The following is a 14,221-nucleotide window of genomic DNA, read 5'->3' on the forward strand; positions in this document are numbered from 1 at the left end:
AAGGAGACCATTGGGTCTCCTTTTTAAATTTTAACTGCTTTACTACTTGCTTAGCGCATTAATAACTTCGCAATAGTCATGAGCTGCATATTCGTAGTACCTTCATAGATCTTACCAATTTTAGCATCGCGGTAGAACTTCTCCACTGGGTATTCTTTCACGAATCCATTTCCACCATAAAGATCAACGGCCATTGAGGCTACACGCTCAGCAACTTCACTAGCATAGAATTTAGCCATGGCTGCTTCTTTTAAGAAGTTCTGCCCTGTTTCTTTAATTCTTGCTGCGTTGTACACTAAAAGACGAGCTGTTTCAATATCCGTTGCCATACGAGCCAACTGGAATTGAACGCCTTGGAATTCACCAATTGCTTTACCGAATTGCTTACGCTCTTGTACGTATGCTAAAGCGGCATCAAACGCGCCTTGTGCGATACCGATCATTTGAGCACCGATTCCAATTCTACCTTCATTCAGCGTTTCGATAGCTACTTTATAACCTTTTCCTACTTCGCCTAAGATATTCTCTTTTGGTACGCGGCAATCTTCTAATAAAATCTCACACGTTGAACTCGCTCTGATTCCAAGCTTATCTTCTTTCTTTGATACTGAGAAGCCTTCAAAACCACGCTCTACAACAAAAGCAGTGATGCCTTTATATCCTAGCTCTGGGTTTACATTGGCAAGCACGATAAAGATATCTGCTTCATTTGCGTTGGTAATCCAAAGCTTGGCGCCGTTTAGTACATAGTCATCGCCATCTTCTACAGCTTTACACTTTAAGGCAAAAGCATCACTACCTGAACCAGCTTCCGACAAGCAGTACGCACCTACTTTTTCGTTTGCTAGCTGTGGTAGATATTTTTCTTTCAGAAACTCTGATGCGTAGTTTACAAATGCGTTGTTCACTAGTGTATTCTGAACATCCATGAACACACCCGCTGAAGCATCTACACGCGAGATTTGCTCAATGGCTACAACCGACATCATGAAGGTACCACCTCCACCTCCGTATTGTTCTGGGATATCAATACCCATTAAACCCATTTCAAAAAATTGCTTGATCAAATCAGGATTTAATTTTGCTTGTTCATCCATCTCTGATACAAGTGGTTTAATTGAAGCTTCTGCAAAATCAGCAGCGGCTTCTTTCAGCATTTGTTCGTCTTCAGTGAGCTGGGTTAAAGGGGCCATCATTTGCTCAAGTTGTTCCATCGAATATCTAGTCTTATTCAAATTTCTATTTCACTTAATATACAAATTGAAAGCGCTTTTCTGCTAATAAAAATCGGCTCTCTCCTGAATCGTGCACTTTCTACACTTCTATTATTTCCTTTTCGGATAAGCCTGTCAGTTTCTTATTTTAGCCCCACTAAATCCTACGACATGAAAGACAAAAAAACGACATTCTCTAAGCAACTTCACTTCAATGAGTTCCCTGCAATTGAAACGGGCCATTGGGATGCTGTCATTGAAAAAGATCTTAAAGGCGAAGACTACAAAACTAAGTTTAATTGGCAATCGATTGAGGGAATTAACTATCTCCCCTTCTATCGCCAAGAACATCTAAAAGATGTAAATCACGAAATTGCCCCATTGAAAACAGGGCAGAATGAGTGGGAAGTCTCCCAGCATATTCGCCATCAAACGATTAGCGACGCCAACAAAAAAGCACAAGAAGCTCTTGTTAATGGTGCTTCAGGTTTAGTTTTTGATCTCAACACGCTCACTATTTCATCTTATGATGACCTGGAGGTATTGTTAAAAGATATTTACATCAACTTAATTGGTGTACACTTCGAAGGCCTTACTAATTATTCTCAACTCGAGGAATGGTTACAGCAATATGTTTCGGCAAACGATTTGAGTGTTGATGAATTAACCATCACGTTTTCATCAGATGTGTTTTCAAAAGCTCTATTGAGTTCGAAATTACCTACCTATTCAGAGCTTCAAAACGATGTAAGCTCTCGACTAAATTCTCCTTTTAAGCATCTTCATGTAGATGGATTTTGGATAGCCGATGCAGGTGCTTCTATCACTCAACAGATTGCCTTTATTATCTCAAGCTTAGTTGAGCAACTTGAACTTGCAAAAGCTCAGAAGCTAGACCTTCAACAAGTGATCGACAAAACTCATATCACATTGGGAATTGGTTCCGATTACTTTTTAGAGATAGCCAAGTTCAGAGCCCTTCGATTGCTTTGGAATAAAGTGCTTGAAGTGTATGAACTGGAAGCAAGCGCTCCATACTTACGCGCTATTACTTTAGAGATGAACAAATCTACCCAAGACCCTCACAATAATTTGTTACGAGGAACTACGGAAGCGATGGCTGCCGCAATTGGTGGAGTGAATTCAATTACAGTGCGTGCCTTTGATGCGGCTTATAAAGAGGCCAACAATTTCTCGGATCGTATGGCACGTAATATTCAGCTCATTCTTAAAGAAGAAGCTTATTTAGATAAAGTAAGTGATCCCGCATCAGGCTCGTATTATGTGGAAACACTTACTCATAAATTTGCAGAACAAGCGTGGGAGTTATTTAAAACGTTTGAAAAGGAAGGTGGACTTCACGCTTCTATCAAAGCTGGCACAATTCAAGCACTAATAAACGAAACCGCATCAAAGCGTAAAGCGGCTATCCAAAATGGCGACATCGTGATGATTGGTGTGAATAAATTTGAGCCGGCAGGTGGAGCGATGGCGAAAGCGCAATTGAGCCTGCCAAATTTCTCACTTGAGTCTCATTTTGAATGTGATGACATCGAGGCCATACAACTATTAAGACTTGCCGAACCTTTTGAAAAGGAGCAAAACTGATGAGAAAAGATTTTTCAAATATAGACTTTACACCTAGTTCTCAAACTAAAATTAGCGATGAACCTGTCTGGGAAACACCGGAAAAAATTCCTGTTAAACCAGCTTTTGATACATCTGACATTCAGGAACTAGAGCACTTAGAATATGCAGCGGGTATCCCACCCTATTTACGTGGTCCTTATTCAACCATGTATGCGGTTCGGCCGTGGACTATTCGCCAATATGCGGGTTTCTCAACGGCGGAAGAGTCTAATGCTTTATATCGTCGAAACTTAGCTGCTGGTCAAAAAGGACTTTCTGTTGCATTCGACCTTGCCACACACCGTGGATATGATTCCGATCACGAACGTGTTACCGGTGATGTAGGTAAAGCAGGGGTGGCCATAGATTCTGTGGAAGACATGAAGATCCTATTCGATCAAATTCCATTAGATAAAATGTCGGTTTCTATGACGATGAATGGTGCCGTTATCCCGGTAATGGCTTTCTACATTGTTGCGGCTGAAGAACAAGGGGTTAGTCCTGAAAAGTTAAGTGGTACTATTCAGAATGATATTCTAAAAGAGTTTATGGTGCGGAATACCTACATATACCCACCTGCACCATCTATGAAAATTATCGGTGATATTTTCGAATACACTTCGCAAAATATGCCGCGTTTCAATTCTATTAGTATCAGTGGCTATCATATGCAGGAAGCGGGCGCCACAGCTGATATTGAGCTTGCATACACTCTTGCCGATGGACTAGAGTACATCCGTACGGGTATTGAAGCAGGAATGGACGTAGATGAATTTGCACCTCGTTTATCATTCTTCTGGGCCATTGGGATGAACCAGTTTATGGAAATAGCCAAAATGAGAGCGGGTCGACTCTTATGGGCAAAAATTGTTAAGTCATTCAACCCAAAGAACCCAAAGTCTCTTTCTCTGAGAACCCATTGCCAAACTTCGGGATGGAGTTTAACGGAACAAGATCCGTTTAATAATGTGGCTCGAACCTGTATTGAAGCAATGGCAGCGGCACTTGGCCATACACAGTCGTTACACACTAACGCTTTAGATGAAGCCATTGCTCTACCTACGGATTTCTCAGCTCGTATTGCTCGAAACACACAGCTTTACCTTCAAAATGAAACCAACATTACAAAGGCGGTTGATCCTTGGGCGGGCTCACACTATGTAGAGTATTTAACCGATAAAATTGCCCGTAGAGCTTGGGAACTCATCACTGAAGTTGAAGAGCTTGGCGGAATGGCAAAGGCGATTGAAACGGGTGTGCCGAAGATGAGAATCGAAGAAGCGGCTGCACGTAAGCAAGCTCGTATTGATTCGGGTAAAGACACCATTGTTGGAGTCAATAAATATCAGACGGATGAAGAAGAGATCATCGACATTCTTGAAGTTGATAATGCCAAAGTGCGTAAGTCTCAGATTGAGCGCTTAAACAAGATGAAAGCTGAGCGCAATGAAGAAGAAACCCAAGCTGCACTTGAAGCTATTACCAAATCCGCTAATAGTGGTGAAGGCAATCTCTTAGCATTAGCAGTGGATGCTGCACGAAAGAGAGCAAGTTTGGGTGAGATTTCCTATGCTATGGAAAAGGTATTTGGCCGATACAAGGCAACCATTAAATCAATTTCAGGCGTGTATTCTTCAGAATCTTCAAACAACCAAGAATTTAAAGCGGCACAAAGCTTAGCCGATGAGTTCTCAAAACTTGATGGCCGTCGCCCTAGAATCATGGTCGCAAAAATGGGCCAAGATGGGCACGACCGTGGTGCTAAAGTTATTTCAACATCCTTCGCTGATCTTGGTTTTGATGTGGATATTGGTCCACTCTTTCAAACCCCAAAAGAAGCCGCTCGCCAAGCCGTAGAAAATGATGTTCATATTCTTGGGGTGTCGAGTTTAGCCGCAGGCCATAAAACCTTAGTTCCTGAAGTAATCGCAGAACTGAAAAAGCATGGCCGTGAAGATATCATGGTAATAGCTGGCGGGGTAATTCCTCAGCAAGATTATGATTTCTTGTATGATGCAGGTGTAACCGCTGTATTCGGCCCTGGAACAGTGATCCCTAAAGCCGCAAAGCAGATACTTGAAATACTCATTCAAAATCATACCGCCTAAGGAGTTCCTTTGAAAGACCTTTCCCCGGCAGAATATATTGATGGCATAAAATCGGGTAATAGAGCCCTTTTAAGTCGAGCTATAACTCGGGTTGAAAGCACAAGAGCCGATCACCGTGAATTGGCTCAAGCCATCATCGAAGGTTGTTTGCCATTCTCGGGTAATTCTATCCGTATTGGGATCACCGGGGTTCCAGGTGTGGGGAAAAGTACTTTCATCGAATCGTTTGGTACTTATGTAACGGAAGAGCTAAATCGCAAGATTGCAGTGTTGGCCATCGACCCTAGTAGTACCCGTTCGCGTGGCAGTATACTTGGGGATAAAACTCGGATGGAAACTCTTTCTAATAATCCGAATGCATACATCCGTCCTACTGCTTCATCTGGTTCCCTAGGAGGCGTTGCTCGAAATACCAGAGAAACGATTTTATTATGTGAAGCGGCAGGCTTTGATACCATTATTATCGAAACAGTGGGGGTAGGTCAGTCAGAGACAGCCGTTCACTCTATGGTCGACTTCTTCCTGCTTCTAATGCTTGCAGGCGCTGGAGACGAATTACAAGGCATTAAGCGAGGGATCATGGAAATGGCCGACACCATTGTTATTAATAAAGCCGATTCCGGAAATGAAGACGCCTCACAGCGAGCTATGTTGGAATACAAAAATGCCCTTCACTTATTCCCACCTACCGATTCTGGTTGGATTCCTAGAGTTACGAAGTGTTCAGCCTTAAAGTCTAAAGGAATTGACGAAGTGTGGTCGATTATAGATGAATATATTCGCCATACCACCTCTAATGGATACTTCGATCAAAAGAGAAAGGAACAAGCTATCTATTGGTTGAATGAGCATATTCAGCAAGAACTGCACAGTGCTTTTTATGGCGACGATGACCTTAACGCGGCTCTTCAGTCTAACAAAGACAAAATTTTAAATGGGGAAATCACTTCATACACAGCGGCTAAAGAACTCATGAAGCTCTTTCATTCTAAATAGAAGTCGTTACTTGAGATTCATTTCGGATTGTGCAGCGCCGAAACTCAGATCCGCTTCAAAGTCGGATTTACCAAATGCTTCTTCCATTTCAGCTCTTAACTTCTGAATAGTTAAACCACTTGTTAGAGTACCATTTCTTGCTAAAGAAACTCTTCCTGTTTCTTCTGAAACTACCAACACTAACACGTTATTGGTTTCACTAATACCTACCGCTGCGCGGTGACGTGTACCAAACGATTGGGCTATGTTTGGGTTTTGAGATATGGGCAAGTAACAACTGGCTGCAACTATACGGTTATTTCGAATTACAACGGCACCATCATGTAGTGGTGTGTCCTTCTGAAAGATCGTAGTTATCAATTCAGATTTTACAGCAGAGTCTATTTTCACCCCAGCATCCACTAAATCTTGAAGCGATGAAGAACGAGCAAATACAATTAATGCCCCTGTTCTATGTTTCGCCATCTTTTTGGTGGCTTCAATGATTTCATCAATCATATCCGAGGAGCCTGTACGTGAGAAGAAACGATCGAAACTGGTATTGTTACCAATGCGATAAAGTAGCTTTCTAATCTCAGGTTGGAATAGGATGAATACGGCGAGAATCCCCACATCAAGTATACTCTTGAGAATGAAATTGATGGTTTCAAACCCAAGTAATCGAATGATAAAGTTGATCAGTATTACAAAGAAAATACCGATGGTTGCTTGAATTGCGAACGTACCTCTAATCCACCGATATAAATATACCAGTACACCTGCAATAATAAGTGTTTCGATGAAATCCTTGAGACCAAACTCAAGAAAACCAATTGGGATCAAAGTAGTTGCCGTCTAGCGTTGTGATTGAATGGCTTGGAATATACGCAATGAATCTGAGGCTTCCTTAACATCATGAACACGAAGTATATTCGCTCCTCGTGTTAATGCGTCGTAATGAACAGCGATGGTTCCAATTAAACGATCTTCAACTGGGCGCTCATCAAGGAGGTTACCTATCATAGATTTGCGTGATGCTCCAACCAATATAGGAAACCCAATTTTCTTGAATTTATCAAGGTGTGCAAGCAACTTTAAATTATGCTCGGTTGTTTTCCCAAAGCCAATACCCGGGTCTAGAATAATGGTTTCTACCCCATAACTCTGAGCCACTTTAATCTGCTTTTCAAAAAATGCATAAACCTCTTCCACTACATTGGTATAGCTTGGGTTGTCTTGCATGTTTTTGGGATCACCCACGGAATGCATAATAACATACGATGCTCCATACTTTCCGGCTAATTCAGCCATCTGTGGGTCTTTTTGAATGCCACTTACATCGTTAATGATGCGTACCCCAGCACGAAGCGCTACTTCTGCAACTTCATACTTCGTGGTATCAATAGATAAGATGGTATCTGGGAAAGTATCGACTGAGGCTTGTATAATGGGAAGCACTCGCTTTACTTCTTCCTTTACAGAAATAGAATCAGCCCCAGGTCTTGTTGATTCTCCACCTATATCGATGATGCTAGCTCCTTCGGTACGCATTATATGAATACGATCTAAAGCTCTATGCACATCTAAATACCTCCCTCCATCACTAAATGAATCGGGAGTGGCATTAAGAATCCCCATGATCTGAGGCTGTGATAAATCTAAATCCTGAAGAGGATTTTTAACTGTAAAAGACAAAACGGTTGTGCTTGTTAAAATTGGTTGTAATTACTTAACCAATAATAACTTACTACCATTCCTCTTGCAACTCGCTTAATTTGTCTTCTTTAGTTGCCCACTCATCAGCATTTTCCAATGCGTCTTGAGTTTCGTTAATAACACGATCTTCCCATTGTTCAGCAAGACGTTCGTTTAACTCGATGTAACCTTCCCACTTCTCAGGTACTTCGTCGTCTGGGAATATAGCTTCCACTGGACATTCCGAAACACACGCATCACAATCGATACATTCGTTGGGGTCAATTGCTAAAAAGTTAGGTCCTTCTCGGAAAGCGTCAACCGGGCAAACAGCAGCACAGTTGGTATATTTACATTGAATACAAGGTTCAGTTACAACGTAAGGCATTTGTAATTTTTTAAATGTTCTTTTTATTAAAAATGGAATATCTAAGCATTGTACGACAGATGCAATCCAAATTATTTGAGTACAGATTCAACGGCTTCCAGACTTCCATCATTCGGAGCTGGTTCTACTTCTAGAATTTTTGCCATAAGCTCATAAAGATGAATGTTTTCGATCGGCTCAATTCTTAAACCATTCTTAAAAGCAGGGCCATGAGCAATAAACACTGCATGCATTTCTGTGTTCGCATTATCGAATCCGTGCGTACCGCCACTTGGATAATCAGGGCGACGATCAAAATATTCCTTTGTGTTGATGGTATAGCCTTCAGCCGCTTCCATCAAGAAATCTTGAACTCGTCGGTTATTCTTTAAGTGATAACGTTCCGGTATATCTTCTTTCTTATAGATTTTAAACCCGTCTTGTTCATTGGCTTTCAATGCTTGGTATACAGCTTCTTCTTTTCCTTCTGATACATTGAACTTTAATACCGGCGAATAAGATATTAGCTCTAAATCATTCACATCCACGTAATCATCAAGTACAACGATTCGTTCACGTGAAAGTGCCGTCATACCATGATCAGAAACGATCATCATGTTGATTTTTCGCCCTGGGTCTACTGCTTTTAATTTATGCAGTAAATAACCTACTAATGAATCAGCTCGCTTGATGGCCTCTACTACTTCTTCTGAATCAGGACCATACCCATGACCTGCATCATCTAAGAAGCTAAAGTATAAAGTACCTAAATTTACGGCTTTGCTCGAGTCTGTCATCCAGCCTAAAACACGATCGATACGAAGCTCTTCGCTCATACTTCCATCATAATACTCCCAGTACGTAGGGCGCATTCCTTGAACAGGAGCTTCAGATCCAACCCAAAACATAGTACCTGCTCTTTTACCTGCTTTTTCTACGGTATTCCAAATAGGCTCTCCCCAATACCAATCTGGATTTTCAACAGCTTCGCGATCGCTTATTCTATAGTATGCATCCATTTCAGGATCATACATGTTGTTACCCACTAAGCCACTATTCTCAGGATACAGTCCTGTTACAATGGTATAGTGATTTGGAAATGTCTTTGTTGGGAAAATGGGAATCAAACCATCTGAAACTACCCCTTCTTCCACTAAACTATCAAAATTCGGTGTGTCTGTTTTTGATAGATAATCGGCTCTAAAACCGTCAAACGAAATCAATAATAACTGTGGACCATCTAGTTCTGTAGTACTGTCACTACTCACACAGTTAAGTGATACAATCCCAATAAATAGTATAAATAAATGTCTCATAGTCGTATGTGTTTTTAAAAGACAAAAGGCTCCTACATAGGAGCCTTTTGTTAGCGTCAATAAAAAATTAACTCTTAGTTAAATAGGTAACGTACACCTACACGCATTCTCCAACGAGAAGAGAAGCCACTAATGTTGAAACGCTCATCACCAGTTTCACCATCTCTGAATGTGAACTGAGGAGTAGTTCCGTCACCTTCGTAACCTTCAAATTGGTATAGGTAGTAGTTGTTAAAGCTACCTGGTACGTTGTAAACAACACCCCAGTCTTTGTTCAACATGTTAGCGATGTTGCTGATATCGAGAGATAATTGTAGACGGTGTAGTTGTCCACCTGCTCTAATACCAACATCCTGACGAATACCTAAGTCGAAGATAGATACGAATGGAGACCAGTCGCCATTCTTCTCAGCGTACTTACCACGACGGCTGTCTAGGTAGCTATCGCTTTCAATCAAGTTGTTTAGCTTGTTCCACTGCTCTGCAGCTGTAACAGTTTGTCCACCAGAAGTGTAGTCAACTAAGTTGATTTCGCTAGCATTTCTTGGGATGTAAGCTAGAGATCTGTTACGGCTAGTGCTACCAGTTTCGTTGTTTAAGTTACGAGCACGGCTACCAGCAATTACGTAAGAGTAAGGTGTTCCAGACTGGCCATTAGCGAATAATGAAACGCTAGTAGTTTGTGCCTTATCTGGACCCCAGCTAAACTTGTACGTTAATGAAGAAACATATCTGTGGCCTACAGCGAAATCAGATCTACCGTAAACTGGATTGTTTCTACCATCAATACTTACTTGGCCTCTCCACTGAGAAGAGTTCTGAGAAGAAGTACCTTCGTTCAATGCATAAGAATCTCCGTAAGAGTATGCAAAGGTTGCAGAAAGTCCGTTATCCCACTGCTTAGCAAAAGAAGCAGACAAGTTGTAAGTGTAACCCTGAGAAGTGTTAGTAGCTAGGTATACAGCGCTGTATGCATCATCGATGTCATCACGGTTGTATACGTTACGGCTATCAGGAGTACCAGTCCAAGCGAAGTCTACAGTAGGATCACTGTTTATGTTCGTGTACACAACATTATTCAATGTTTTAGTGAACATCGCTTCGAAAGTTGAAGTAATTCCGTAAGGAAGAACTGCATCAAGACCTAAGTTAGTTCTGAAGATCTGTGGGTACTTGAAGTCTTTAGAAAATAGATCCATTTGACCCGACGGAGTAGTGAAGTTCGGGTTAGTGTACTGGTTCTGGATATCTGAACGGAAGTTAATTGGTCCAGTAATATCATCTTCGTCAACACTACCGATTGTTAAACCGTTGTTGCTATACATAGCACCTGGCCATACAAAAGGAATACGGCTAGTGAAGATACCTAAACCACCACGAATAATGGTTCTGTTGTCGTCGTTCACATCGTAGTTAAAACCAAAACGTGGAGAGAACATGATTTGTCCGTCTGGTGCTTCACCTGCTCTTGCATCTTCAGCTTCTGGGTAGAAAGCTTGCATTTTTGGAAGAGCTGTGTTGTTGAAGTAAGTATCTTCTTCAGGATCCGTTCCGATAACTGGGATATCAAGTCTTAAACCAGCTGTTAACGTTAACTGAGAGTTTACATTCCACTCATCCTGTGCGTAGAAACCTAACTGCATAGCGTCGAAGTCGGCACCGGCAGCAGAACCATCACCAGATACGTTATCTACTAAAGAGTAAGAACGGTTGTATTCTGATGCTGGGTTATCATTTAAGAAGTCAGCTAAACTATCAAATCTGTAAACACCGTAGTTCTGACGGATGAATAAGTTATAAATGCTGTAGAATTCGTTGTGCGTACCTAAAGTAATAGTATGGTCGCCTTTGAAAATTCTGAAGTTGTTAGTGATCGAGAAGATATCTTGATCTAACTGGTTACCAGTAGAGAACTGCTCAGAACCGAATTCGATTTCACCATTGCTACCATCTTCGATAATAACGTATGGGAAGTCGCCACCGATTGGGTCACGGTCATCACGTACAGTAACATAACTGATGATTAAGTTGTTTGAGTAATCAGTACCAAACAAAGAGTTTAATTCAAGAGCTGTAGAGTTAGTTACAGATGGGAAGTAAACACCCGTGTTTGCAAAACGGATATCACGGCTACCGCCAGTGTTTCTGTTAAACTCTTCTGCTTTAGTATACTGGTGACGTAGAGTAAGGTAGTTACTGCTGTTGATGTTGTAATCAAGCTTAAAGAAAACTTTCTCACCGTCTAAGTTATCAGTAACACTACCGAAAGTACCTGGATCGTAATCGTAATTACTGATTAGGTAGTTACGTAGGTTTGTTAAGTCTGCAACCTGTGCACGACCTGCTTCAGAAGTGTAACGCTCTACTTCGAAAGTAGAAGGAGTTTCGTCTCTTTGAAGCTCAACGTTAGCGAAGAAGAATAATTTATCTTCAATTACAGGGCCGCCAACTGTGAAACCGTATACTTTCTCAGTAAACTCATCAACTTTTTCTCTTTCGATATCAAAACGATCAGCAAGAGTACCGTTGGTTTTACCAATGAAGTTTTCGTTCTGTAAGTAAGTATAAACAGAACCTTTGTATGTGTTTGTACCAGACTTAGTTACCGCGTTGATACCACCACCAGCGAAACCACCGTAAGTAACATCGTATGGAGATAATACAACTTGTAACTGGTCGATAATATCGATACTGAATGGAGTAATACCAGTTTGGCCACCATTAGTACCAGAAGAAGAAAGACCGAAAACGTCATTGTTTACCGCACCGTCAATATAAAGTGCGTTAAAGCGGTTGTTAACACCTGCGAAAGTAATACCACCACCAAAGCTGCTTGATTGTGGAGTTAAACGTAGGAAGTCGTTTAGATCGCGATCCGTGTTTGGAAGTGCGTCGATTTGAGCAGAAGAAATCTGAGTTTTAGTACCAGAGTTCTCACCACCTGATCCTACTTGTGCAAGAACTTCAACACCTTCAAGCTCATAAGCACCTTCACGAAGAATAACGCTTAACTCAAGGTTTGCACCTAATTCTAGGTTTACGTTTTCTTTTTCCCAGGTTGTGAAACCTATGAAAGTAACTCGAATAGTGTATGGACCACCAACACGTACAGCAGGTAAGTTGAAATTACCGTTTACTTGTGCTGAAGTTCCAAATGTAGCCCCTGAAGGGTTATGTAATGCAACAATAGTAGCGCCAGCTAAAGGCTCACCGTTTTCATCAACAACTTTTCCGCTGATTGATGAAGTAGTAACCCCTTGTGCCAAAGCCATTACTGAAAATAGCATCACAAAAATTGGAAGTAATAATACTTTTTTCATGTTTGATAAGGATTGATAGTTAGTTAAAGATAACATGTATGGGAAGATACGATGCCAATGTTAGCAGACTGTTAACAAAGCCAAAATTCCCCCCAAATTTTGTAGCCCATCCATATAAGGACAGGTGTACTGATCGTTTATTATTTGACCTCTTAAGGTTTCAAATATATTTATAACTCGCCGCTAAATGTAAGTAAAACTTCACAAAGATGACCACTTTTCACCTATATAATTGCAATTGTTTCAAATAGAAATCTTTAATAATAGATTGAGAAATCCCTAAATAATAAAGAACAACTACCCCTATAAATATCCATTGCAGCCTCAACCTTCCTACTTGTTCATATTTACGCGCTGAGGTTCCAATACTATCTTCTAATACCTTAAAAGTGGCTACTTTTTTAATGCGGTGTATGATTTCTTGGTCTTCCATAACTTGTAAACTCTCATCGAAACCACCTATTTCTTGAAATACTTCTTTCTTAATAAATAGGCTCTGATCCCCAAATCTGAATAGATTTATATCAAACCTAGTGAACCATGCATAAAAATCTAGTATAGGATGAGCAGGGTAAAATCTTAATCTAAAACATCCAGCATCTATCCCTTTCTGTTTAGCTCGAAGAATAGATTCCAAAAACCCTGAAGGCAGCTCACTGTCGGCATGAAGAAAGTATAACACCTCACTTTTTGCCTGAGCGGCACCTGCATTCATCTGAACGGCTCGCCCAACATTCGAGGAGATATACTCCACCGAGTACTGCCCACATACATTCCTTATTTGTTGAGATGCACCACCATCAACTACCAGCACTTCACAACTCCCATCATTCAACAACACAGAAAGAGTCTCCAACAAACTCGGTAAGGTCTCCTCTTCGTTATATACTGGAATTATGATACTAAGCACGAATTTCACTCAAATAAGCATTCCAATCGGTTTCATTATCAATATCGTTGAGTGGCTGAAGGGCATACAGTGTTTTCCCAAGGCCTTCTAACACTTTCTTACTTTCACCAAATACTTTTTCCGTACTCCAGGTTATCCCTTCAAAAAGCTCTGGGATGAATTGGTTCATTCCAATTAAGTAATACCCCCCATCTAATGATGGCCCAATCACAACGTCATTTTCGTTCAAAGCATTAAATGCCTCTTCAAAAATAGAAGTAGTAATTGTAGGACAATCGCTCCCAATTAGAACTACTTTTTCACAGCTCTCTTTAAAACTACTAGCGAAAGCTTGACTCATTTTCTGCCCTAAATCTCCTTCCACTTGTACTTTTTTGTTGAAAAGATCCTCATCCCAAACATCACCCTCCTCGGTGTGCCATGCATACCAAACTTCTTTTTCCACTTCTAGTGGCTCTACATTAGCCTTTGTTATCGCTAATAACTCTTTATAAACCGCCAGGGCCTCGTCATCGCCTAAGGTTTTAGCTAATCTCGTTTTTACCTTTCCTTTGATGGTGTTCTTTACAAAAATAATTATGCGGTTTTTACTCACCAATTCTCCTCTTTTCGATTATAGATTGGAACTTAAAACTAATTTCTATGCTTAAATAATTCGAATACTAATAAATTAATATCAAATGAAAT

At 40.8% G+C, this 14,221-nt stretch carries 11 protein-coding genes; 3 read left to right on the forward strand and 8 right to left on the reverse strand.

The window, feature by feature from the left end:
* Window positions 1–50 precede the first annotated feature (50 nt).
* A complete protein-coding gene (locus B155_RS0105920; RefSeq protein WP_018127330.1) occupies window positions 51–1,214 on the reverse strand; it encodes an acyl-CoA dehydrogenase in 1,164 nt (387 codons plus the stop codon).
* A 171-nt stretch (window positions 1,215–1,385) separates the two neighbouring features.
* Between B155_RS0105920 and B155_RS0105925 the strand changes: the two genes are divergently transcribed.
* From B155_RS0105925 to meaB, 3 genes are read left to right on the forward strand one after another with little or no spacing between them, the layout of a single operon-like run.
* The gene (locus B155_RS0105925; RefSeq protein ID WP_018127331.1) at window positions 1,386–2,822 is read left to right on the forward strand and encodes a methylmalonyl-CoA mutase family protein; all 1,437 of its coding nucleotides are present in this window, start codon (window positions 1,386–1,388) and stop codon (window positions 2,820–2,822) included.
* Window positions 2,822–4,951: a methylmalonyl-CoA mutase gene (gene scpA, locus B155_RS0105930; RefSeq protein WP_018127332.1), complete on the forward strand. Its 2,130-nt coding sequence runs from the start codon at window positions 2,822–2,824 to the stop codon at window positions 4,949–4,951. The genes B155_RS0105925 and scpA overlap by 1 nt, the downstream gene beginning before the upstream one ends.
* Window positions 4,952–4,960: 9 nt before the next feature.
* On the forward strand, window positions 4,961–5,947 hold the full coding sequence (gene meaB, locus B155_RS0105935; RefSeq protein WP_018127333.1) for a methylmalonyl Co-A mutase-associated GTPase MeaB: 987 nt from the start codon (window positions 4,961–4,963) through the stop codon (window positions 5,945–5,947).
* Window positions 5,948–5,953: 6 nt separating this feature from the next.
* Here the strand turns inward: meaB and cdaA are convergent, their stop codons facing one another.
* The 7 genes from cdaA to B155_RS0105970 form a co-directional block, all read right to left on the reverse strand.
* The gene (gene cdaA, locus B155_RS0105940) at window positions 5,954–6,769 is read right to left on the reverse strand and encodes a diadenylate cyclase CdaA (RefSeq protein WP_018127334.1); all 816 of its coding nucleotides are present in this window, start codon (window positions 6,767–6,769) and stop codon (window positions 5,954–5,956) included.
* A 12-nt stretch (window positions 6,770–6,781) separates the two neighbouring features.
* Window positions 6,782–7,621, reverse strand: coding sequence for a dihydropteroate synthase (folP, locus tag B155_RS0105945; RefSeq protein ID WP_018127335.1), 840 nt, complete (start codon window positions 7,619–7,621; stop codon window positions 6,782–6,784).
* Window positions 7,622–7,673: 52 nt separating this feature from the next.
* Complete coding sequence (fdxA, locus tag B155_RS0105950) at window positions 7,674–8,009, reverse strand: ferredoxin FdxA (RefSeq protein ID WP_018127336.1); 336 nt, start codon at window positions 8,007–8,009, stop codon at window positions 7,674–7,676.
* 71 nt (window positions 8,010–8,080) lie between these two features.
* Window positions 8,081–9,304, reverse strand: coding sequence for an alkaline phosphatase family protein (locus B155_RS0105955; protein WP_018127337.1), 1,224 nt, complete (start codon window positions 9,302–9,304; stop codon window positions 8,081–8,083).
* A gap of 74 nt (window positions 9,305–9,378) precedes the next feature.
* Window positions 9,379–12,624, reverse strand: a complete 3,246-nt coding sequence (locus tag B155_RS0105960; protein WP_018127338.1) for a TonB-dependent receptor — start codon at window positions 12,622–12,624, stop codon at window positions 9,379–9,381.
* A gap of 220 nt (window positions 12,625–12,844) precedes the next feature.
* The gene (locus B155_RS0105965) at window positions 12,845–13,534 is read right to left on the reverse strand and encodes a TIGR04283 family arsenosugar biosynthesis glycosyltransferase (protein ID WP_018127339.1); all 690 of its coding nucleotides are present in this window, start codon (window positions 13,532–13,534) and stop codon (window positions 12,845–12,847) included.
* Window positions 13,527–14,129 carry a TIGR04282 family arsenosugar biosynthesis glycosyltransferase gene (locus tag B155_RS0105970; protein ID WP_026167227.1) on the reverse strand — a complete coding sequence of 201 codons (603 nt, stop codon included), beginning with the start codon at window positions 14,127–14,129 and terminating at the stop codon, window positions 13,527–13,529. Before B155_RS0105970 ends, B155_RS0105965 begins: the two co-directional genes overlap by 8 nt.
* Window positions 14,130–14,221: the final 92 nt, after the last annotated feature.

The organism is Balneola vulgaris DSM 17893 (assembly GCF_000375465.1).
In the GTDB taxonomy this organism is placed as follows: Bacteria; Bacteroidota; Rhodothermia; order Balneolales; family Balneolaceae; genus Balneola; species Balneola vulgaris.

Excerpts from the sequence above, each read along its gene's own strand:
- B155_RS0105925 (WP_018127331.1), top strand. The coding sequence starts at position 1,386 with ATGAAAGACAAAAAAACGACATTCTCTAAGCAACTTCACTTCAATGAG.
- B155_RS0105955 (WP_018127337.1), bottom strand. The coding sequence starts at position 9,304 with ATGAGACATTTATTTATACTATTTATTGGGATTGTATCACTTAACTGT.
- B155_RS0105920 (WP_018127330.1), bottom strand. The coding sequence starts at position 1,214 with ATGGAACAACTTGAGCAAATGATGGCCCCTTTAACCCAGCTCACTGAA.
- scpA (WP_018127332.1), top strand. The coding sequence starts at position 2,822 with ATGAGAAAAGATTTTTCAAATATAGACTTTACACCTAGTTCTCAAACT.
- B155_RS0105960 (WP_018127338.1), bottom strand. The coding sequence starts at position 12,624 with ATGAAAAAAGTATTATTACTTCCAATTTTTGTGATGCTATTTTCAGTA.
- fdxA (WP_018127336.1), bottom strand. The coding sequence starts at position 8,009 with ATGCCTTACGTTGTAACTGAACCTTGTATTCAATGTAAATATACCAAC.